This is a genomic window from Nocardioides gansuensis (assembly GCF_003076135.1).
GTDB classification, from domain to species: domain Bacteria; phylum Actinomycetota; class Actinomycetes; order Propionibacteriales; family Nocardioidaceae; genus Nocardioides; species Nocardioides gansuensis.
In genome coordinates, this window is record NZ_QDGZ01000009.1 from 100,339 (window position 1) to 121,783 (window position 21,445).

At 70.1% G+C, this 21,445-nt stretch carries 22 protein-coding genes and 1 tRNA gene; 2 read left to right on the top strand and 21 right to left on the bottom strand.

All coding sequences use genetic code 11. The features are described from left to right. Positions 1-71 precede the first annotated feature (71 nt). From DDE18_RS19015 to rplJ, 13 genes are all read right to left on the bottom strand, one after another. A complete protein-coding gene (locus DDE18_RS19015) occupies positions 72-893 on the bottom strand; it encodes a J domain-containing protein (RefSeq protein ID WP_116573857.1) in 822 nt (273 codons plus the stop codon). After that, a complete protein-coding gene (locus DDE18_RS23115; protein ID WP_165821241.1) occupies positions 890-1,534 on the bottom strand; it encodes a hypothetical protein in 645 nt (214 codons plus the stop codon). Before DDE18_RS23115 ends, DDE18_RS19015 begins: the two co-directional genes overlap by 4 nt. Then, positions 1,531-2,814, bottom strand: coding sequence for an MCE family protein (locus DDE18_RS19025; RefSeq protein WP_116573858.1), 1,284 nt, complete (start codon positions 2,812-2,814; stop codon positions 1,531-1,533). The genes DDE18_RS23115 and DDE18_RS19025 overlap by 4 nt, the downstream gene beginning before the upstream one ends. Continuing rightward, positions 2,811-4,202: an MCE family protein gene (locus DDE18_RS19030; protein ID WP_116573859.1), complete on the bottom strand. Its 1,392-nt coding sequence runs from the start codon at positions 4,200-4,202 to the stop codon at positions 2,811-2,813. Before DDE18_RS19030 ends, DDE18_RS19025 begins: the two co-directional genes overlap by 4 nt. Next, positions 4,199-5,338 (bottom strand): MCE family protein, encoded by a 1,140-nt coding sequence (locus DDE18_RS19035; RefSeq protein ID WP_116573860.1) that lies wholly within the window; start codon positions 5,336-5,338, stop codon positions 4,199-4,201. The genes DDE18_RS19030 and DDE18_RS19035 overlap by 4 nt, the downstream gene beginning before the upstream one ends. 3 nt (positions 5,339-5,341) lie before the next feature. Next, entirely contained in the window at positions 5,342-6,304 is a 963-nt protein-coding gene (locus DDE18_RS19040; RefSeq protein WP_116573861.1) for an MCE family protein, read from the bottom strand. Further along, complete coding sequence (locus DDE18_RS19045) at positions 6,301-7,341, bottom strand: MCE family protein (protein WP_116573862.1); 1,041 nt, start codon at positions 7,339-7,341, stop codon at positions 6,301-6,303. Before DDE18_RS19045 ends, DDE18_RS19040 begins: the two co-directional genes overlap by 4 nt. Further along, positions 7,338-8,615, bottom strand: a complete 1,278-nt coding sequence (locus DDE18_RS19050; protein ID WP_116573863.1) for an MCE family protein — start codon at positions 8,613-8,615, stop codon at positions 7,338-7,340. Before DDE18_RS19050 ends, DDE18_RS19045 begins: the two co-directional genes overlap by 4 nt. A gap of 3 nt (positions 8,616-8,618) precedes the next feature. Continuing rightward, positions 8,619-9,443 (bottom strand): MlaE family ABC transporter permease, encoded by an 825-nt coding sequence (locus DDE18_RS19055; RefSeq protein ID WP_116573923.1) that lies wholly within the window; start codon positions 9,441-9,443, stop codon positions 8,619-8,621. Between the two features lie 4 nt (positions 9,444-9,447). Further along, positions 9,448-10,233: an MlaE family ABC transporter permease gene (locus DDE18_RS19060; protein WP_116573864.1), complete on the bottom strand. Its 786-nt coding sequence runs from the start codon at positions 10,231-10,233 to the stop codon at positions 9,448-9,450. Positions 10,234-10,240: 7 nt separating this feature from the next. After that, positions 10,241-11,197, bottom strand: a complete 957-nt coding sequence (locus tag DDE18_RS19065) for an ABC transporter ATP-binding protein (protein ID WP_116573865.1) — start codon at positions 11,195-11,197, stop codon at positions 10,241-10,243. Between the two features lie 239 nt (positions 11,198-11,436). Beyond that, positions 11,437-11,829, bottom strand: a complete 393-nt coding sequence (gene rplL / locus DDE18_RS19070; protein ID WP_116573866.1) for a 50S ribosomal protein L7/L12 — start codon at positions 11,827-11,829, stop codon at positions 11,437-11,439. A 78-nt stretch (positions 11,830-11,907) separates the two neighbouring features. Continuing rightward, entirely contained in the window at positions 11,908-12,570 is a 663-nt protein-coding gene (gene rplJ, locus DDE18_RS19075) for a 50S ribosomal protein L10 (protein WP_116573867.1), read from the bottom strand. 272 nt (positions 12,571-12,842) lie between these two features. Here rplJ and DDE18_RS19080 point away from each other — a divergent pair, with 272 nt between their 5' ends. Then, positions 12,843-13,835, top strand: coding sequence for a DnaB-like helicase C-terminal domain-containing protein (locus DDE18_RS19080; RefSeq protein ID WP_165821242.1), 993 nt, complete (start codon positions 12,843-12,845; stop codon positions 13,833-13,835). A 96-nt stretch (positions 13,836-13,931) separates the two neighbouring features. Here the strand turns inward: DDE18_RS19080 and DDE18_RS19085 are convergent, their stop codons facing one another. From DDE18_RS19085 to DDE18_RS19110, 6 genes are all read right to left on the bottom strand, one after another. Beyond that, the gene (locus DDE18_RS19085; protein ID WP_133241274.1) at positions 13,932-14,747 is read right to left on the bottom strand and encodes an SCO4651 family lipoprotein; all 816 of its coding nucleotides are present in this window, start codon (positions 14,745-14,747) and stop codon (positions 13,932-13,934) included. 80 nt (positions 14,748-14,827) lie between these two features. After that, a complete protein-coding gene (gene rplA / locus DDE18_RS19090) occupies positions 14,828-15,550 on the bottom strand; it encodes a 50S ribosomal protein L1 (RefSeq protein WP_116573870.1) in 723 nt (240 codons plus the stop codon). A gap of 63 nt (positions 15,551-15,613) precedes the next feature. Then, a complete protein-coding gene (rplK, locus tag DDE18_RS19095; RefSeq protein ID WP_116573871.1) occupies positions 15,614-16,042 on the bottom strand; it encodes a 50S ribosomal protein L11 in 429 nt (142 codons plus the stop codon). A gap of 83 nt (positions 16,043-16,125) precedes the next feature. Continuing rightward, the gene (nusG, locus tag DDE18_RS19100) at positions 16,126-16,989 is read right to left on the bottom strand and encodes a transcription termination/antitermination protein NusG (RefSeq protein ID WP_116573872.1); all 864 of its coding nucleotides are present in this window, start codon (positions 16,987-16,989) and stop codon (positions 16,126-16,128) included. Between the two features lie 58 nt (positions 16,990-17,047). After that, a complete protein-coding gene (secE, locus tag DDE18_RS19105) occupies positions 17,048-17,302 on the bottom strand; it encodes a preprotein translocase subunit SecE (protein WP_116573924.1) in 255 nt (84 codons plus the stop codon). 42 nt (positions 17,303-17,344) lie between these two features. Further along, positions 17,345-17,417: transfer RNA gene (locus DDE18_RS19110), tRNA-Trp, on the bottom strand. Between the two features lie 138 nt (positions 17,418-17,555). Between DDE18_RS19110 and DDE18_RS19115 the strand changes: the two genes are divergently transcribed. After that, entirely contained in the window at positions 17,556-18,596 is a 1,041-nt protein-coding gene (locus tag DDE18_RS19115) for an adenosine deaminase (RefSeq protein ID WP_116573873.1), read from the top strand. 47 nt (positions 18,597-18,643) lie between these two features. Here DDE18_RS19115 and DDE18_RS19120 read toward each other — a convergent pair whose 3' ends face one another. Further along, complete coding sequence (locus DDE18_RS19120) at positions 18,644-20,272, bottom strand: helix-turn-helix transcriptional regulator (protein ID WP_116573874.1); 1,629 nt, start codon at positions 20,270-20,272, stop codon at positions 18,644-18,646. Between the two features lie 33 nt (positions 20,273-20,305). Continuing rightward, positions 20,306-21,406, bottom strand: a complete 1,101-nt coding sequence (locus DDE18_RS19125) for a flavin-containing monooxygenase (protein ID WP_116573875.1) — start codon at positions 21,404-21,406, stop codon at positions 20,306-20,308. Positions 21,407-21,445: the final 39 nt, after the last annotated feature.

The following is a 21,445-nucleotide window of genomic DNA, read 5'->3' on the forward strand; positions in this document are numbered from 1 at the left end:
TGGCCACGATGATGACGGCCGCTCCGCCTCAGGTCAAGCAGAACGCGCGTTTCGTTCCCGGCCCGTCAGGCTCACTCCGGAGGCGGCGTGGTGCGCATCTGGTCCACCAGCCAGTCGTCGCCGACCCTCTCCATCGTCAGCGTCACCTGGTCGCGGTAGACCACCGGCGTGGGGTTGACCTTGTTGGTGGTCGGGCGGTCCACGAAGACCAGGATCTGGGCCCGGTCCTCCCCCGCCAGGACCACCGCGGATGCCAGCACCTCGCCGGTCACCCGGGTCTGCGTCTCCGGCGCGTTCTCCTCGATCACCGCGAAGAACCTGTCGAACTCGGCCCGGTAGTCCGGCGTCAGGTAGGTGTGCGCCCGCTGCTTGTCGGCCTCGAGGGTCTCGTGGTCGTAGGACAGGATCGGCACCACGGCGCGCTCGGCGGCGGCCTGGGCCTCGCGAGTGGCCTCCTCGGCGGTGGTGGAGGTGATGGTCCCGGTCCAGGCCGCGACGCCGGCCATCGCGAGCGCCAGGACCCCCAGGCCGATCAGCAGCCAGGCCGGGACCGTGCGCCGGACGCCGGGCTGCCCCTCCTCACCCTCGGCCGGTCGAGCGGCCTCGGCCAGGCGAGCGGAGTCGAGACCCTCCCCTTCGGCCGGTCGAGCGGAGTCGAGACCCTCACCCTCGGCCGGTCGAGCGGAGTCGAGACCCTCGCCCTCGGCGTCCAGCTGCGCGTCGTACGCCGCCCGCTGCTGCGGGTCGAGCAGGACCTCCGCCGCCTGGTTGAGCGTGCGGAAGCGCCGGCTGCCGGGCTCGAGGTCGGCGATCGCGGCCCGCCAGGCGGCGCGGATCTCGTCAGCAGAAGCGTCGCGGTCCACGTCCAGGACGTCGTACCAGCTGGGGGTCATTGCTCTCCCTCCCCGGTGCCGTCCGGCTGCCCGGACTCCTCGGGCTGGGGCGCCTCGGTGGGATCGGGAGCGGGCGCGCCCGACTCCGTCGCGGAGTCGGAGGTGACCGGGTCGAAGTCGTCGACGAGCCACTCGCCGTCGATCTTCACCAGTGCCAGCTCGAGGCGGAACGGGCTCGGCTCCTGCTCGATCTCCTTGCCCTCGACCTGGTAGGTGTCGGTGAACGCACCGGCCGCCAGCACCCGGGCGGAGTCGTCGTCGAGGCTGGAGACCCCGGTGGAGAAGACCTCCACGGCGCGGGAGACGCCCGCCTGGGCGACGAGCTGCTCGGCGGTGGCGGCCTCCTTGTCGAAGGAGGCGGCCAGCTTGGGGCTGATGACCTCCTTCACGCTGGCGCGGTAGTCGGGCATCCCACCCTTGTCGTCGAGCAGGTCGGGGCCGTAGGTGCCCATCCGGCCCATGAACTCGCTCGCCCGCTTCATCACGTCGTTGCGGCTCTGCTGGAGGGACTCGTCCTCACCGCGGACCGCCAGTCGCCAGGCGACGACGCCGAGGGACGCGACCGTGACGAGCACGAGCACGGCCGCGAGCACCAGCCGGAAGGTCGCGTGGCTTGGGGGCGCGGAAGGGGTCGACGTCACTCCTGCGTCAGCAGGGGCTGGAGGTACAACCACTTCCACGACTCCTCTCCGAGGGTTCGGGGAGCCACCGTACCGGGCGTCACCTTGGCGGCCGCGGCCTCCTCGCCCCAGGTCAGCTCGCCCGTCTCCGGGTCGTACGCCGCCACGGGGGCGCGATAGGCGGCACCGGCGCGATGGAGGTTCTGGACACCACGCGCGTTGGACTGCGACGCGGGCTCGGCACACCGGGCGGACTCGTTCATCGGCCTGTTGCTGCCGTCGAGGGGGCTGCGCCGGTCGGTGCTCTCGTAGCCGTGGTGGCACACGGGCGGCTGCTTGGCGGTGATGAGGCCGAAGTGGGCGTCGTAGTTGCCGGTCTCGGGCGTCTTGGAGACCACGGTGAACGCGCCCTCGACCGTGTAGGGGTAGACCACCAGGAACTGCTCGACGCCCTTGAGGTTGGCGACCACCACCTCGCCGGTCGTGACGAGGTTGTTGATCAGCTCACCGAGCTCGACCTCGTTGTCCTCGAGGAAGCGGCGCAGCTGGGTGGCGGTGGCGCTGCCGCTGTCGATGACCTTGCGCAGGTCCTTGTCGGAGCCGACCATCGTCGTCGAGAAGGCGCTGAGGTTCTTCGCGAACGACCTGATGGCACTCTCGGACGCGATCTGCCCGCGCAGGGCGGTGTTGCTGTCCCTGATCAGCGCGGTGGTCACGTCGAAGTTGGCGTCCGCGGTCTCGATGAAGGCGTTGCCGGTGTCGATGATCCGCTGGAGGTCCGCGGCCGTGCCCGCGAACGCCAGGCCCATCTCCGTCGTGACGGTCTGGAGGTCCTCGGTGTCCACGCTTGAGACGGTCTCGCTGAGGTGCGTCAGGAGTGTGTCGGTGGCGATCGGGGTGCGGGTCTTGTCCTGCGCGATCTCCGAGTCCTGCTCGAGGTAGGGACCGGAGTCGGACAGCGGCTGCAGCTCGACGTACTGCTCGCCCACCGCGGAGCGGTTGCCGACGAGGGCCAGGGTGTCGGCCGGGATGTCGTCGCGGTCCTTGTCGATGTCGAGCACCACGTCGACGCCCTCATCGGTGAGCCTCAGCTCGGAGACATCGCCGACCCGCACGCCACGGTAGGTGACCTCGGCGCCCGCGAAGGCGCCGCCGGAGTCGGCGAAGTGGGCGATGACGGTGTAGGTGTCGTCGAAGAACACGCGGTCGAGGCGGGCGTATCGCGCACCGACGTAGGTGACGCCGATGAGGGTGATGATGCAGAAGACGAGCAGCTGCATCTTGGTCCGGCGGGTGATCATCGCAGCACCATCCCGGGCACGAGCAGGCTGACGAGGGCAGGGTCGTAGGTGTCCATCAGCTGGCCCATCGTCGGCCCCCGTGCGGTCTGGGTCGCGCCGTCTCCCGCACCTGGCCGCAGGAGCGTTGGCAGGGCCGTCGGGAGCAGCGTGTCGCTCGGCAGGTGCGGGTTGGGCAGGTGGTTGAGCTGCTTGCAGACGTCCTTGCCCTCGTTCTCCTTCTTGGCGCACTCCTCCTTGAGCTCGAGCAGGTCGGAGGGCACTGCGAGCACCTTCACGCAGGCCTCGCTGGTGAGCGAGCCGCTCTGGAGGCAGGCCAGGACGTTGTCGATGACCACCGTGGGGTCGATCTCGGTGGGCAGCTGGGTGGGGAGCGTGGGCTCGCCGCCGCCGCCGCTCAGGTCGACCTCGAGCTGGATCGAGAGGTTGGTGTAGTCGCCCATGTGCAGGTTGCGCGCGACCTGCGGGTCGCGGCCCACGACGTCGTCGACGAACGGGAACGTGAGGAACACGTGGAAGGAGTTGACGAAGTCGTCACCCGCGGCGGCGAGCTGGGTGAGCACCGGCTGCAGCGACTCGAGGGTGTCGATCGTGGACGCCTTGGAGGCCCGGATCACCTCGACGCCGACGCCGCTGAGCTGCTGCAGGGCCTTGAGCATCTTGACGAGGTCGTCGCGCTGCCTGTCGATCGACACCAGCGCGCTCGGGAGCTCCTCCAGCGCGGCGTCGATGGTGGGCTGCTCCTTGCGGACCGCGAGCGCGAGCCGGTTCAGGCTCTCGATCGCGTCGACGATGTCGACCTTGTTGGCGTCGAGCTGGGACATGAAGGAGTCGATCTGGCGCAGCACCGACTTCGCGGCGCCCTCGCGACCCTCCAGGGCGAGGTTGAGCTCACGCGTGATCGTCTGCAGCTGGGCGACGCCACCGCCGTTGAGCAGCAGGCTCAGCGCGCCCAGGACCTCCTCGACCTCGGGGTTGCGGCCGGAGCGCTCCAGCGGGATCTCGTCGCCGTCCGCCAGCGCGTTGGCGCTGGCACCGGAGTCAGGCGCCCGCAGCGACACGAACTTCTCGCCCAGCAGGCTGGTCATGCGGATCTCCGCGACGGCGTTGTCGGGCAGGTCGACATCGCCGCGCATCTGGAGGGTGACGAGCGCGGTCTCGGTGGCGGGGCGGAGCTCGACGTCGGTCACCTTGCCCACGCTCACGTCGTTGACCTTGACCGTCGACTGCGGCACCAGGTCGAGCACGTCGGCGAACTCGACGGTGACCTGCATCGGGTCGTCCCCGACGTCGGGGCCGCCGGGCAGCGGCATCTTGTAGACGCTGAAGTCGCAGCCGCTCAGCAGCAGGGCGGAGACACAGAGCAGCAGGACCGCCTTCACGCGGGTCATCGCGCCACCTCCACGAGGCCGCCGAGGGTGGGGTCGAACTTCTCCCGCGAGGGGAGCACGCCATTGCCCGTGAGCGCGCCCGGCCTCGGGAGGATGCCCTGGATCGTGTCGCAGAGCTTGCCCGACCGGTCGGCCTGGCCGACGAGCCCACACAGGAAGGTCGACGGGTCACTGGAGATCTGGTGGATGTTCTCGGCCGGCAGGTTGCCGCGCGTGTCGAGCGTGCCCGACTGCGGGTTGTAGGCCATGTAGAGGTTGTTGAGGGCCAGCGGGCCGGCCTTGAGGATCTCGTCGAGCGCGGCGCGCTGCTTCACCAGCACCTTCGACACCCGGTTGAGGCCCCTGATGTTGCGACCCAGGATCTCGCGGTTCTCCGTGACGAACTCGGACACCGAGCCCATCGCCACCGCAAGGTTCTTCAGGGAGGCCGCGAGCTCCTCACGCTCGCCGGCGAGCAGCTCACTGACGTCGGACATCGACTGGTTGAAGGCGCGCACGGTCTTGTCGTTGTCGGCGATGGTCCTCACGAACTCCTCGAGCCGGGCGGCGCTGCCGAACAGCTCCTCGCGGTTGTTGGCAAGCGTCCCGCTGAGCCGGGAGAAGTTCTTGATGGTCTCGTTGAACGACTGTCCCTGTCCGTCGAAGTTGTCGGCCGTCACCGCCAGGAGGTCGGAGAGGGCGCCGCTCTTGTTGGCGCCCCGCGGGCCGAGCGCGACGTTGAGCTCGTCGATGCTCGCGTAGATCTGGTCGAGCTCCAGCGGCACCGCGGTCTGCTCCACCGAGAGCTCGGAGTTGTCGGGCATCACGTCGCCACCGGAGTAGGCCGGGGTCAGCTGGATGTAGCGGTCGCCCACGATGGACGGCGCCACGATCGCGGCCTTCGCGTCAGCCGGGACCTTGGTCTCCGCGTCGTAGCGCATCGTGACCACCACGTCCGTGCCCGACGGCTCGACCGACTCGACCTTGCCGATGGGGACGCCGAGCACCCGCACCTCGCTGCCCTCGTAGACCGACACGGTCCGCGGGAAGTGGGCGACCAGCCGCTTGGTGTCGCCCTGGTTGAACAGCGTGATGAAGGCGGCGACCGCGAGGGCCAGCACCACCAGGGGGACCAGGATCCGCTTCAGCATGTCCATCGGTCAGCCCACCTCCGGTGCGGGAGGCATGTTCTGGATGTAGGTGTCGAACCACGGGCCCGTGCCGAGCGTGCTCGCGAAGACCCGGTAGAACGGCGCCAGCAGGCGCAGGCCGTTGTCCAGGTTGTCCTCGTTCTTGTTCAGCACCGCCACCACGCTCTCGAGGTGACGGAGCGCCGGCTTGAGGTCTGCACGGCTCTGCCGCACGAGGAGCGTGAGCTCCTTCGACAGCTTGCTCGTGGACACCAGCAGGTTGTGGATCGCCTGCCGTCGGGTGACCAGCGCGTCGAAGAGGACGCGCGAGTCCTCCATCAGCGCGATGATGTCCTCGTCACGCTCGTCGAGCACGCCGGCGACCCGTTCGAGGTTCTGCAGGAGGGTGTTGATCTGCGCGTCCCTCGCCGCCACGTTGGCCGAGAGCCGGCTGACTCCGGAGAGAGCGGCGCGGAACTCGTCCGGCGTGTTGCGGGTCAGGTCGGACAGTGTGGTGAGCGCGTCGGCGAGCTGGTCGGTGTCGATCTGTGCGCTCGTCTCGGCCAGGCCCTCGAACGCCGCGACCACGTCGAACGGCGAGGTGGTGCGCTCGAGGGGGATGGTGGTCCCCTCCTCGAGCTGGCCCGAGCCGAGCGGCTCGAGGGCCAGGAACATCGAGCCCAGCAGCGTCTTCACCTTGATGTGTGCCTTGGTCTCGGGGCCGAACTCGGCCGACTCGTCGACCTTGAAGGACACCCTCACCGAGTCACCCTCCAGCTCGACGGCGTCGACCTTGCCGACGCGGACGCCGGCGATGCGCACCTCGTCGTTGGCCTTGAGGCCGCCCGACTCCTTGAAGGAGGCGTAGTAGGTGTCGCCGCCGCCGATCACGGGGAGGTCGTTGGCGCGCATGGCCATCAGGAGCAGGCCCGCCAGCACCACGATGCTGACAGCGCCGACCAGGACGGGATTGCGCTCACGAAAGGGAATCATCCGAGATCACACCTGTCGGACCCGGTCTGGTAGTCGACCGGGACGTTGACTCCACCGGGCAGCTTGACGCGCCCGGTGAACTGGCAGAGGTAGAAGTTGAACCAGGAGCCGTAGATCGCGGTGCGGCCGATCTTGGTCACCTTGATCGGGAGCACCTGGAGCGCGCGGTCGAGCTCGGCCTTGTTGCGGTCCATGTTGCCGGCGAGCTTCTCGAGCTGCTTGACGTCCTCGACGAACGGGCGGCGGATGCCCGAGAGCAGGCCCGCGGTCTCGACCGACAGCGCGGACACCTCGTCGAGGGAGCTCAGGATCGCCTGCCGGTCCTTCTTGAGCCCCGACACGAGCGTGCGGAAGGACGCGATGAGGCGGGAGAGCTCCTTGTCGCGATCGCCGATGTGGACCAGCACCTCGTTGAGATTGTCGATGAGGTCGCCGACGACCTGGTCGCGGTCGGCGAGCGTCGAGGTCACCGACGCGGTGTGCGTGAGCAGGCTCTCGAGCGTGCCGCCCTCGCCCTGGAAGACCTGGATGATCTCGTAGGACAGCTTGTTGATGTCCGCCGGCGACAGCGCCTGGAAGAGCGGCTTGAACCCGTTGAAGAGCACCGTGAGGTCGAGCGCGGGGGACGTCCGGTCCACGGGGATCGTCGCTCCCTCCGGGAGCCGGCCCTGCGTGCCGGTCGTCCCCGTGAGCGCGATGTAGCGCTGGCCCACCAGGTTGCGGAACCGGATGGCCGCCTGCGTGTCCGGCGTGATGCCCGAGTCCTCGTCCAGGCTGAAGGTCACCAGGGCGCGGGAGCGGTCGTGGATCTCCACGTCGTCGACCGCGCCGACCCGCACTCCTGCGATGCGGATGTCGTCGCCCTTGACCACGCCGGTGGCATCGGCGAACTCGGCCTTGTAGGTGCGCGTGCCCTCGAAGCTGATGTTGCCGACGACGATCACGAGCAGCGACGTCGCCACGGTGGTCACCAGGATGAAGACGAGCAGCTTGCTGAGGTCGATGCTGGTCTTCTTGTCCAGACCCTTCCTGCTCATCGATAGCTCACCTCCGCTCCTCTCGCCATCGGCCCGATCAGAAGTGGCCCGAGGTCTTCCACGTCCTCGGCGGCGGTCCCCAGGGTGGGACCGAGGAGCCCCTTGAGCAGCGCGGTCTCGTCGGGGCTTCCGGCCCAGCCCGCGCCGGTCCCCCACCCCGTCGCCACGCGGGACGTGCCCTTGCCGGTCGGCTCGTCCACGCCATCGACGACGTCGGGCTGGTGGCGCACCCTGTTCTCCTGCGACCACGGCGGCATCGGGAGCCGGCCGCAGTAGGGACCACGGGTGTCGCCGAAGACCGGCGTGTCCTGCGGCCCGTAGCCGCGCGGCTGGTTGGGCAGGGTCTCGAGCACGATGTGCAGCATGAACCCGCGGAAGGCCTCCGCCTCGCGCTTGCCCGCGTTGACCAGGCCGCCGGCCAGGCACGGGAACTCCGGGGCGTAGCGGGCCAGCAGCCGGAACTGCTGCCTGCTCAGCTCGCCGAGGCGGACCATGTTCTCGCCGTTGTTGTCGAGGAACCGCTCGGCCGTGCCGCTGAGCTCGGACACGTCGGTGAACAGGGCCTTGAGCTTGGCCTCGCGACCCTCCAGGGTCTGGGTGGTGGTGATCGTGTTGCGCAGGATCGTGGCCACCTCGGGAAGCACGTCGGCGTAGATGTCGGAGAACTGGGCTGCCAGCCGCAGGTCCTCGATGAGCGCCGGCAGCTGCGGGTTGAACCGCTTCAGGTAGCTGTCCAGGGTCTCCAGGTTGGCACCGAGCTCCTCGCCCCGGCCTTCCAGGGCGGTGGAGATCGCGTCGAGGGTCTGGCGCAGCTGGGCGGGCTGGACGGCGCGCAGGAGCGGGTAGAGGTCGGAGAGCACCTGCTCGACCTCGGTCGAGACCTGGGTGCGCGGGATCGTGGCGCCCACCTCGATGGGGTCGCCCAGGTCGCCCTCCGGGACGACGAGGGAGACGTACTTCTCGCCGAAGAGGGTCTTGGGGACGATGGAGCCGGAGACGTTCTCGGGCACCGCCGCCACCCGGTCCTGGAAGAGGCCGAGCTCCAGCAGCGCGCCGTCCTGGGTCGCCTGGATCTCGGTGACCTCGCCGACGATGACGCCGCGGATCTTGACGTCCGCGCGGTCGGGCAGCTGCAGCCCGATCTTGGAGGTCTGCAGCCTGACCGTGTCGTAGTCCGCGAACTGCTTGGTGAAGACGCCGTAGGAGACCCAGATGCCGAACAGCATCAGGGCCAGGAAGACGGCGCCGAGCAGCTTGTGCCTGATCGCGTTCATGGGTCAGCCCGCCAATCTGACGGTCGTGGACGCGCCCCAGATGGCCATGGACAGGAACAGGTCGAGCACGTTGATGGCCACGATGCTCGTGCGCACGGCACGGCCCACCGCCACACCCACGCCCGCAGGACCGCCGGAGGCGGTGTAGCCGTGGTAGCAGTGGATCAGGATGACGGTCACCGAGAACACCAGAACCTTGCCGAACGACCACAGCACGTCACCCGGTGGCAGGAACGCGTTGAAGTAGTGGTCGTAGGTGCCCGCGGACTGGCCGTAGTAGGCGGTGACCACCAGCCTGCTGGCGAAGTAGGACGACAGCAGGCCCACGACGTACAGCGGGATGATCGCGATCAGGCCACCGATGACGCGGGTGGCGACCAGGAACGGCATCGAGGGGATCGCCATCACCTCGAGGGCGTCGACTTCCTCGGAGATGCGCATGGCGCCGAGCTGGGCCGTGAACCCGCAGCCGACGGTCGCGGCCAGTGCGATGCCGGCGACGAGGGGGGCGATCTCGCGGGTGTTGAAGTAGGCCGAGACGAAGCCGGAGAACGCCGCGGTGCCCAGCTGGTTGAGCGCGGCGTAGCCCGAGAGGCCGACCTGGGCACCGGTGAAGAACGTCATGCCGATGATGACGCCGACGGTGCCACCGATGACGGCCAGGGCACCAGAGCCGAGCGTGACCTCGGCGAGGATGCGCAGGATCTCGCGCGGGTAGCGGGTGACCGAGCGCGGAGCGGCGCGCAGCACGCCGATGTGGAACGCGAGCTGGTCGCCGAGCTCGTCGAGCGAGTCCAGCGGCTTCTTGTAGAGGTCTTTGGCAGCCATCACGTCATCCCGTCTTCGGGGGCACGACCTGCAGGTAGATCATGCTCAGGACGAAGTTGGCGACGAAGAGCAGCAGGAACGTGATGACGACGGACTCGTTGACCGCGTCACCGACGCCCTTCGGGCCTCCGCCGGCGTTCATGCCCTTGAAGGAGGCGACGATCGCGGCGATCAGACCGAACACCAGCGCCTTGATCAGGCCGATCCAGATGTCGGGGAGCTGGGCCAGGGCGGTGAAGCTCGCGAGGTAGGCACCCGGGGTGCCGTCCTGGAGGACCACGTTGAAGACGTAGCCGCCGGCGACGCCCACGACGCTGACCATGCCGTTGAGGAAGAAGGCGACGAGCATGCAGGCGAGGACGCGGGGCACCACCAGGCGCTGGATCGGGTCGATGCCCAGCACCATCATGGCGTCGAGCTCCTCGCGGATCTTGCGCGCGCCGAGGTCGGCCGCGATGGCCGAGCCACCGGCGCCCGCGATGAGGAGGGCGGTGCCGATGGGTGCCGCCTGCTGGACGACGGCGAGCACGGACGCCGACCCGGTGAAGGACTGCGCGCCGAACTGCTTGATCAGCCCACCCACCTGCAGCGCGATGACCGCACCGAAGGGAATGGCCACCAGTGCCGTCGGGATGATGGTCACCGACGCGATGAACCAGGCCTGCTGCAGAAACTCGCGCAGCTGGAAGGGTCGGCGGAAGAGCCCGGCACCGACGTCGAGCGCGAAGGCGAAGAGCTTGCCTGCGGTCCCGATCGGGGCGAGAGCCCGAGAAGCGGTCAAGGAAGCCACGGCGCGGTCAGGCCCCCGGAGCGAGGCCGGCGTTGGCCGACTGGAAGGAGCCGGGAGGGGGCGTCACGCCGTTGAGGCGGCACCACTCGCCCGGCGGGCGCTGGGCGCGACGCGGGATGCCGTTGGAGGGCTCGAGCTGGAGCGGGATGGGCGGCAGCGGGGGCAGCTCCTGGTCGGCCTCGGCCGCCAGCTCGTCGGCGTCCTTCTCCTCCGACATGCCGATGGGGCCCACCCGCTGGGCGTTGAGGAACTGCCGGACGACCGGCTCCTCCGACGACAGCAGCATCTCGCGCGGTCCGAACATGGCCAGGTGCTTGTGGTAGAGCAGGCCGATGTTGTCAGGCACGGTGCGGCAGCTGTTGATGTCGTGGGTGACGATGACGAACGTCGCGTCGATCTGGGCGTTGAGGTCGACGATGAGCTGGTTGAGGAACGATGTGCGCACCGGGTCCAGGCCGGAGTCAGGCTCGTCGAAGAGCACGATCTCGGGGTCGAGGACGAGGGCGCGGGCGAGGCCGGCGCGCTTGCGCATGCCTCCCGAGATCTCACCGGGCAGCTTGGTCTCGGCACCGATGAGGCCGACGAGGTCCATCTTCTCCATCACGATGGAGCGGATCTCCGACTCGGACTTCCTGGTGTGCTCGCGGAGGGGGAAGGCGACGTTGTCGTAGAGGTTCATCGAGCCGAACATCGCGCCGTCCTGGAACAGCACGCCGAAGAGCTTGCGGATCTCGTAGAGGTCCTTCTCCGAGCAGCTGGCGATGTCGGTGCCCTCGATGACCACCGAGCCGCGGTCGGGCTTGATGAGGCCGATCAGGGTCTTCAGCAGCACGGACTTGCCGGTGCCGGAGGGGCCGAGCATCACGCAGATCTCGCCGGCGGGAACCGTCAGCGTGACGTCACCCCAGATCAGCTGCTTGCCGAAGCTCTTGGTGAGCCCGTCGATCTTGATCTCGACGCCCATTGCGCTGTCTCTCCCTAGCTGCTGCCCGTAGACCGCTTCCCGCGATCACCGTCCACCCCCCGGCATTACTCGGGGGTATCAACGCGGATGTGGGCGCGAGGTTACGCGGGATCCTCACCTCCGTCATGCACGCGCCACACAGCGAGCCAGCCGGAAATGGCCGGAGGGCGGCCACCCTGGTGCAGGGTGACCGCCCTCCGGACGGCGTCGTGACCTGCGGAGCAGTCACGACATGCGGGTCACTTGACCGAGACGGTGGCGCCGGCGGCCTCGAGGGCCTCCTTGGCCTTGTCCGCGGCCTCCTTGTTGACCTTCTCCAGGATGGGCTTCGGCGCGGCCTCGACGAGGTCCTTGGCCTCCTTCAGGCCGAGGGAGGTGAGGGCGCGCACCTCCTTGATGACGTTGATCTTCTTGTCGCCGGCAGCCTCGAGGACCACGTCGAACTCGTCCTGCGCGGCGGCCTCCTCGGCACCCGCAGCGGCACCGCCGGCGGCGGGGGCAGCGGCAACGGCGACGGGGGCGGCGGCGGTGACGCCGAAGGTCTCCTCGAACTGCTTCACGAACTCGCTCAGCTCAATGAGGGTCATCTCCTTGAACGCGTCGAGCAGCTCGTCGGTGGTGAGCTTCGCCATGATGGCGTTTCCTTCCGTTCTGTCGGTCCCGGGGTTCCCCGGGGCCGTGGGTTTCAGGTGGTGTACGTCGGCCTGGGATCAGGCGTCGGTGGACTCGGCTGCCTCGTCGGTCGTCTCCGCGGGGGCCTCGGCCGGAGCCTCGGTCTCCTCGGCAACGGCCTCGTCGGCGGCCGGAGCGTCCTCGGCAGCGGCCGGCGTGCCGGCACCACCTGCGAGGATCGAGGGGTCCTCCTCGGCCTTGGCCTGCAGCGCACCCGCGAGACGGGCGGCCTGGGCGATCGGCGCGTTGAGGAGGTAGACGGCCTGGGACAGGGACGCGAGCATGCCGCCCGCGATCTTGCCCAGGAGCACCTCGCGCGACTCGAGGTCGGCCAGCTGGGCCACCTCGCTCGCGTCGATGGGCTTGCCGTCCAGGACGCCGCCCTTGATGACGAGGGCGGGGTTTGCCTTGGCAAAGTCACGCAGACCCTTGGCGGCCTCGACCACGTCGCCGTTGATGAAGGCGATGGCGGTGGGGCCGGTCAGCAGGTCGTCGAAGCCAACGATCCCCACCTCGGTGGCGGCGATCTTGGCCAGCGTGTTCTTGACCACGGCGTAGTTGGCGTTCTCGCCGAGGGAGCGCCGCAGTTCCTGCAGCTGCTTCACGGTGAGCCCGCGGTATTCGGTCAGCACAGCACCGGCGGCGTCGTTGAACGACTCAACGATCTCCGCAACGGCAGCAGTCTTCTCTGGCCGCGCCATGGGTCTCCTTCCGGACTCGACCCCGGCGTCCCGGCCCCTCAACGACGAACGCCCCGAGCACAGGCTCAGGGCGTGGATCCGCGTCGATGACGTGGACTCTGCTCTCACCTGCGCTGGCCGTCCGCTGCTGCGGCACCTTCGGTCCCGGGCAATGCGCCCGAGACAACCGGCGGTCTCTGGTTTCGAGTGGGAACTGTACGGCCTCGCGTGCGCGGCGTACAAATCAGCGGCATTCGGGCACCAAGACGCGCGCTCTTTGCTTCCATGGTCACGTGGACGACAAGCTCAGCACCCTCACGACGACCCTCGACGCGGCGAGCGACCGGATGCGGTCCGGACGGCACGCCGCCGACCGGATCTGGCCGACCGGTTTCGGTGCGCTCGATCCGGCGATCGGAGGCGGCCTCCGCTCGGGCTCGCTTGTGCTGCTGGCCGGACCCGCCGGTCTGGGCAAGACCACGTTCGCCCTCCAGGTCTGCCGCAACGTCGTGCGCCTGGGGCGCCCGATCCTCTACTTCTCCTACGAGCACGAGGCCGAGGACCTGCTCGCCAAGCTCGTCTCGCTCGAGGCCGGTGAGCTCGACGACTCGGACCAGGCCCGGCTGAGCGCGATCCAGGAGGCGTTCGACGCGCTGGAGGGCGGCACGATCGAGCAACGGCTGGACGGTGTCCCCTACGCCAACCAGGCCTTGGGCGTGGTGCGCGACTACTCGCCGCTGCTGTTCGTGCACCGCTCGACCGGGAGCAGCACCGGTCTCGCGGCCATCCGGGACGCCGCGGAGGCGGTGCAGCGCGAGTCCGGAGTGATGCCCCTGATCGTGGTCGACTACCTGCAGAAGGTGCACGTGCCCCACGCTCCCGCTGAGGAGGAAGAACGCAGCACCGTGGTGGTGGAGGGCCTCAAGGACCTCGCGATCGACCTCTCCGCGCCGGTGCTCGCGGTCGTGGCTGCGGACAAGGTCGGCATGGAGCCCGGGCGACGGATGCGGCTCAACCACCTTCGCGGGTCCTCCGCCCTGGCCTACGAGGCCGACATCGTGATGGTGCTCAACAGCAAGTTCGACATCGTCGCCCGCCACCACCTGACCTACGACCTCGGCAACGCGGAGAGGTTCCGCGAGTGGGCCGTGGTGACCGTGGAGAAGAACCGCTTCGGGCGCAGCCTGGAGCTGGAGTATCGCAAGCGCTTCGACCAGGGGCGCTTCGAGACCACGGGCCGGCGGATCTCCGAGCAGCTGGTCGACGAGCGTGTCTTCATGGAGTGACGGCGGGCGGGCCGCGGGGCCATGACGAGCCGAGGGCCGGCCCCCTCCCAGGGGGTCGGCCCTCTTGGGTCCGCCGAGGGACCGGAGGTCAATCTGTCACATCCCCGGCCAGTCGTCGGTGGTTTCGGCGTCCGGCGGTGCCACGATGCGCACCCGCCGTCCGAAGTCCGACCAGGTCCCCTCGGTCGCCGTGATCACCGGTGCACCCCCCGCCGCTGCGACCGACTGCACCTCCTGGCGGAACCGCACCGGCCGGTGGTCGCCGTCGACCCACAGGTCGAGCGGAATCGTGGCGGGCAGGTAGCGCACGAAGCCCTCGGGCAGGTCGAGCGCCGCGACGTACGCCGCGGGGTCGAGGGCCACCGTGTAGTGGTGGGTCGGCACCCCGCCCACCTCCTCCTCGCCCACGAAGGTGACCGGCGGCGTCCCCATCGCCGCGAACAGCCGGCGCGGATCCACGGTCCGGCCCAGCAGCGAGAGCGGGTGGGACTGGTCGGCCAGGTCGAGGGCAAGCCACTCGGGGCCTCCGGCCTCGTCGCGGACGTAGAGCGCCCGGTTCAGCAGCACCACCTCGAGCGCGTGGTCGCCTGTCGCCGAGGCCGCGAGGTCGACGCCGCGGCCGTCCAGGCGCAGGACGCCCTCGAGCGCGAGCGTCCCGGCGGCGACGGCCGGGTCGCTGCCCGTCGTGGTGACGGTGACGGTGAACGACGCCGTGCGGGCCTTCGCCAGAGCGGTGGCCACGGCCGGCAGCAGCTGCTCGGCCGACAGCTGCTGGAGGGGTGCCGGAGAGTCGGCCGCACCAGGAGGCTGCCCGACGGGGCCGTCACAGGCGTCACCGGACAGGCCGACCGCGACGACCGCGACGGCGGTCGCGAGGCGCCGGCCCAGCCGACTCGCCGTACTCCCCGCCACCACTGCGCTCCCCACTTCCGGAAATGAACTCGCCCCGGCCACCCTACGGGCGGCCGGGGCGGGTCCGGACGTGCGGTGGATCAGGCCTGCGCGGCCTCGTCCTCGACCGCGACGTTCTTGGTGCGGTTGGGGTCGACCTGGATGCCGGGGCCCATCGTGGTGGAGACGGTGACCTTCTTGATGTAGCGGCCCTTCGAGCTGGCCGGCTTCAGGCGGAGGACCTCCTCGAGCGCCGCGGCGTAGTTCTCCGCGAGCTGGGCCTCCGAGAAGGACGCCTTGCCGATGATGAAGTGGAGGTTGGCGTGGCGGTCGACGCGGAACTCGATCTTGCCGCCCTTGATGTCCGAGACGGCCTTGGCCACGTCGGGGGTGACGGTGCCGGTCTTCGGGTTCGGCATCAGGCCACGGGGACCGAGGACGCGGCCGAGACGACCGACCTTGCCCATCATGTCCGGGGTGGCGACGACGGCGTCGAAGTCGATCCAGCCGCCGTTCACCTTCTCGATGAGCTCGTCGCCACCGACGATGTCGGCACCGGCCTCACGCGCCGCCTCGGCCTTCTCGGCGTTGGCGAACACGAGGACACGGGCGGTCTTGCCCGTGCCGTGGGGAAGGTTGACGGTGCCGCGCACCATCTGGTCGGCCTTGCGGGGGTCGACACCGAGGCGCATGACGACGTCGACGGTCTCGTCGAACTTCTTCTTCGAGGACTGCTTGGCGATCTTGATCGCGGTCAGCGGGGCGTAGAGCTCGTTCTTGTCGAACTGCTCGGCCGCGGCGCGGTAGGTCTTGCTGCGCTGCATGATGCTTTCTCTTCTCTGTCGGAAAGTGTGTGGTTAGCGAGCCAGCGCGGCTCTCCCACGTTTTCAGTCGGTGGTGACGCCCATCGAGCGGGCGGTGCCCTCGACGATCTTCATCGCGGCGTCGATGTCGTTGGCGTTGAGGTCGGGCAGCTTGGTCTGCGCGATCTCGCGGACCTGGTCCTTGGTCAGCTTGCCGACCTTGTCCTTGTGCGGGACGGACGAGCCCTTGCTGAGGCCGGCGGCCTTCTTGATGAGCTCGGCGGCCGGCGGCGTCTTCGTGATGAAGGTGAAGGACCGGTCCTCGTAGATCGTGATCTCGACCGGGATGACGTTGCCGCGCATCGACTCCGTCTGGGCGTTGTACGCCTTGCAGAAGTCCATGATGTTGACACCGTGCGGACCGAGGGCGGTGCCGACGGGCGGGGCCGGCGTCGCTGCGCCGGCCTGCAGCTGCACCTTGACCAGCGCAGCGATCTTCTTCTTGGGAGGCATTCCTTCTTCTTTCCTCTCGTGGTCATGACGAGGCGCCCTGATCGCTCAGCGGTGCGCCTCTGCCACCTGACTTGCGAGCCTGCTCAGACCTTCTGGATCTGGCTGAAGCTCAGCTCGACCGGGGTCTCCCGGCCGAAGATCTCGACGAGGGCCTTGACCCTCTGGGACTCCGCGTTGATCTCGGTGATCGTCGCGTGCAGCGTGGCGAACGGGCCGTCCACGACCATGACGGAGTCGGACACGTCGAAGTCGGCGACCTCGACGGGCTTCTTGGCGGCCGGCGCGGCAACCCCGCGGGACTCGCCGGCGGCAGCGGCCTCGGACTCGGCGGCGGCGACGGCAGTCGGGGCCAGCATGTCCTCGACCTCGCTGAGGCTCAGCGGCACGGGCTGGTGGCTGTGGCCCACGAAGCCGGTCACCGACGGCGTGTGGCGGACGGCCGACCAGGACTCGTCGGTGAGGTCCATGCGGACCAGGACGTAGCCGGGCAGGACGGTGCGGGTGACCATCTTGCGTTGGCCGTTCTTGATCTCCGCGACCTCCTCGGTGGGGACCACGATCTCGTGGATGTAGTCCTCCATGTTGAGGGAGATGATGCGGTTCTCGAGGTTGGCCTTCACCCGCTTCTCCATGCCGGAGTAGGTGTGGATGACGAACCAGTCACCCGGCTTGGCCCACAGCTCGCGACGGAACGCCTCGAGCGGGTCCTCCGCTCCGGGCTCCTCGGCCTCGGCCGGCTCGACGTCGTCGACCTCCTCGGCCGTCTCGGAGTCGGCGGACTCCTCGGCACCGTCGGTCTCGACGTTCTCGTCGGTCTCGACGGCTTCCAGGGTCTCCGCGGCGGCCTGCACGTCACCGGCCTGCTCGGCCGGCGCCTCTGCGGCTTCCTGGACGTCCTCGGCCGACTCGACCGGGTCGTGGGTGTCCGACACGTGTTGCTCCGTCACTTCGTCTTGCGGGTCCGCACCGGCAGCAGCCGGTGCGCGGTCAGGTGGCGAGGGTGCGCTACTGCGCGCCGTCGTTGGTGAACAGCGCGAAGACGAGCTTGCCGAACGCCAGGTCGAGCGCCGACACGATCGCCATCATCACGATCACGAAGACCATCACCACGAGGAAGTAGGTGACCAGCTGCTGCTGGGTCGGCCAGACCACCTTGCGGAGCTCTGCCACGACCTGGCGGTAGAACGTGACGGGACCGGGGCGCTTGCCGGCGCCACGGGAGTCCTCCCGCGTGCTGGATGCGGCGCTGCTGTCCGACACGTCGTCCACCTTTCCCACCTACTCGTCGTGCATGGTCATCTGCAGGGCACGAGGGACTTGAACCCCCAACCTTCGGTTTTGGAGACCGATGCTCTGCCAGTTGAGCTAGTGCCCTCCGGTGGCTCCCAGGCTTCGTCCGCCCGGCGACGGGCAGGCTGAAGCATGTGGCAGAACCACCAACACGAGAGCATACGGGCTCGGTGGGCGCCGAGTCGAACCGAGGCCGGCGACCCCCGAGCCCTACGATGGCGGCATGGGTGACGGGGGCGCAGCGCGCGCGCCCCGCGACGTACGGGCCCTGCCGAAGGCCCACCTGCACCTGCACTTCACCGGGTCGATGCGGCACGCCACGCTGATCGAGCTGGCCGAACGGGACGGGATCACGCTGCCCGACGCGCTCGTCGAGGACTGGCCGCCCCGCCTCTCGGCGGCCGACGAGAAGGGCTGGTTCCGCTTCCAGCGGCTCTACGACGTCGCCCGCTCGGTGCTGCGCACGCCGGACGACGTGCGGCGCCTGGTGGTCGAGGCCGCCGAGGACGACGTGGCCGACGGCGGCCGGTGGCTCGAGATCCAGGTCGACCCGAGCGGGTACGCCGCCCGGTTCGGCGGCATCACCGCGTTCACCGACCTCGTGCTCGACTGCGTGCGCGACGCGTCGGCCCGCACCGGCCTCGGCATGGCCGTCGTGGTCGCGGCCAACCGCACCCGGCACCCGCTCGACGCGCGCACGCTGGCCCGCCTCGCGGCGCAGTACGCCGGTCGCGGCGTGGTCGGCTTCGGGCTGTCCAACGACGAGCGGCGCGGCCGGACGGAGGACTTCGCGCCCGCCTTCCGGATCGCGGAGCGCGCCGGGCTGCTGCTGGCTCCCCACGGCGGCGAGCTGCGCGGCCCCGAGCACATCCGGGTCTGCCTGGACGACCTCGGGGCGCAGCGCCTGGGCCACGGGGTGCGCGCGGCGGAGGACCTCGAGCTGCTCGACCGGATCGTGCAGGCCGGCGTCGCGCTCGAGGTGTGCCCGATCTCCAACGTCGCGCTGGGCGTCTACTCCGACCTCACCTCGGTGCCGTTGCCCGAGCTGCTGGCGGCCGGCGCGGCCGTGGCGCTGGGCGCCGACGACCCGCTGCTCTTCGGCTCGCGGCTGGCGGGGCAGTACGCCACCATGCGCGCGGCCCACGACCTCACCGACGACCAGCTCGCCGAGCTCGCGCGGATGTCGTTCCAGGCGTCCCGCGCGCCCGAGGACGCCAAGGCCGAGGGGCTGGCCGCCGTCGACGCCTGGCTCAAGCCGGCCTGAGTGACCCCGACGCGCCCGGGATGCGCGGCTGGCCCGGCTCCTGCCCCTCAGACGAGCCCGTGCTCGAACGCGTAGGCCGTCGCGGCGGTGCGCGACCCGACGTCGAGCTTGCTGAAGATGTTGGAGAGGTGCCGCGCCACCGTCTTCTCACTGAGCACCAGGTCGGCGGCGATCTGCGAGTTGCTCCGGCCGGTGGCGACGAGCCGGAGCACCTCGACCTCGCGCGGGCTGAGGCCGGCAGGAAGGTCCGCCGGAGCGAGCAGCCGCGAGGCCTCGTCCGCGTCAGGCGTGGCGCCGAGCTGGCGGAAGACGGCGCGGGCCGCTTCGAGCTCCCGTCGTGCGGACTCCGCGTCGCCGAGGAGCGCCAGCGCACGTCCGCCCAGCATCCGCACGCGCGCGCGTCCGTAGGGCGACCCCGCCCGCGCCCACAGCTGCTCGGCCTTGCGGAGGTAGGGCAGCGCACCGGCGGCGTCACCCGACGCGAGCTCGACCAGGCCGGACGCCTGCGCGGCCATCGCCTCCAGCGACGCCGAGCCGAACATCGTCGCCAGGGACGCGAGCTCGAGCGTGGCGCCGCGGGCACGCTCCAGGTCCGCGTTCGCGACCAGGACCTCCACCGCGCCGGGCAGCCGCCGGCAGCGCTGGACGGGCCCGGAGGGCTCGCCCAGGAGCCGGTCGACGGCGGCGGCCGCCGCCTTCCCCTGGCCGCGGGCCACCCACAGCAGCGCGAGTCCCGGCTGGGGATCGAAGCCGTGGTCGGCCGCTCGCTGGTAGGCGGCGTCGGCGAGGTCCCATTCGCCTCGCAGCCGCAGGACGTCGCCGGCCTCGCAGGCCGCGAGACCGACGGCGTCGGGGGCGCCGACCTCGAGGTAGCGGCGGGAGGCATGCTCGAGCTCGTCGAGCGCCGAGCCCCACTCACCGCGCAGCTTCATGAGCTGGCCACGGTGGACGGCGCACTGGCCGGTGAACGTGAGCAGCCCGGGCTGCGCCTCGCACCACCTCTCCAGAGCCGACGTCCACTCGGCCATCCGGGCGAAGTCGCTGATCTCCTGGACACCCTCGATGGCGGTGCAGTAGACGTGGCCGGCGATGACCGGCGAGGCCTCGCCGGCGATCACGCGCACCATCGCCTCGTCGAGCAGGGCGAGGCCCTCGGCGACCCGCCCGGCGTACAGCGCGAGACGACCCTGGGAGCACATGCCCAACGTGAGCAGGTCGGCGTCCTTGTGCCGCCGGCCGGCGGCGGTCGCCTCGTCGGCACACGCCGCAGCCTCGGCGTACGCCCCCATGCCGAGGGCGCGGAACATTCGCAGGAACGCGACCCACCCACGCTCCGGGACATCCTCGCCGACCTGCTCCACCAGGCCCACGGCCCGGGAGGCCCACCCGGCCGAGAGCGCGGGCTCGCCGTGGGTCGCGGTCGTCATCGCCAGCCGGAACGCGCAGCGCACCGCCAGTCGCAGGTCGCCCTGCTCCTCGAGGCGGACGAACGCACGCTGCAGCGCACCGACGGCGTCGTCGTGGCGGCCCAGCAGCTCGGCCGCGGTCGCGAACCTGTCGAGCTCGCCGGTCGACAGCGCGTCGGGGTCGGCCGCCGACCACGTGTCGAACGCGGTGACCCAGTCGCCGCGCCCGAAGGCCGTGCGCGCCTGCTCCAGGTCATCGACCGCGCCCATTCCGTGTTCCTCCACGTGCGAGCGTACGACGGTTCAGGCGGCCGCGGGCAGCTTCGCCGCCCGCTTCTGCCGAGCCACGATGTGGTCCGCCACGAAGGACGCGTCGCGACCGACACCGGGCAGCACCATCGAGCTGAACGAGTACTGGAAGCTCAGCCCGCAGAAGAACAGCCCGGGCGCGTCCGCGACGACGCCGCGCATCTCCCGCGGCCAGCCGTCCTCGCCGAGGATCGGCAGGTGGATCCAGTCGAACACCTGGCGGAAGCCGGTGGCCCAGACGACGTTCGCGACCTGGCGCGGCTCGCCGTCGATGACCGGCAGGCCGTCCCGCGCCTCCTCCACGCGTGAGGTGACCCGCTCGACGCCGCGCTCGGCGAGGTCGGAGCGCTTGACCCGGAGCATCGGAAGGCCGTGGCAGCGGATGTTGCCCATCTCCCTGCGGCCGATCGGGGTGCGCCGGGTCAGCACGTGCTTCCAGGCGAAGATCAGCACCGGGAAGACGAGGCGCATCTGCCAGGAATCGAGGCGCGGAGGAATCTGCCCGCAGTCGCGCCCCGCCAGGATCGTCGGGTGGGTCTCCGCGACCTCGTAGGCGATGTCGGTGCCGGAGTGGCTGGCACCGACCACCAGGACCGGACCGTCGCGCAGCTGGCCGGTGCGGCGGTACTCGCTGGAGTGCAGCTGGAGGATCGCCGGGTCGAGCTCGCTCGCGAGCCCGGGGATGCGCGGTGTCCGGCCGAACGTGCCGGTGGCGACCACGACGTTGCGGCACAGGTATCGGCCACGGTCGGTGACCACGGCGTAGCCGTCGCCGGCCGCCTCGAGGCGCTCCACCCGGGTCTCCAGGCGGACCGGCAGCGCGAACGTCCGGGCGTAGGTCTCGAGGTAGTCGCCCACCTGGTCCTTGCCGGGGAACGACCACCGCCGGGCGGGGAAGGGCAGTCCCGGGAGGCCGTCGTACTGCGCGGGCGAGTAGAGCTTGAGGGTGTCCCACTGCCGGCGCCAGTTGTCGCCGATGCGGGAGCTCGCGTCGAGGATCACGAACGGGCGTCCTCGACGTTGCAGGTGATATCCGGTCGTGAGGCCGGCCTGGCCGGCGCCGATGATGACCGTCTCGATCTCGGTGGTGTCCATGACCACGACGCTAGGGACGGCGGGCCCCCGTCCTCATCG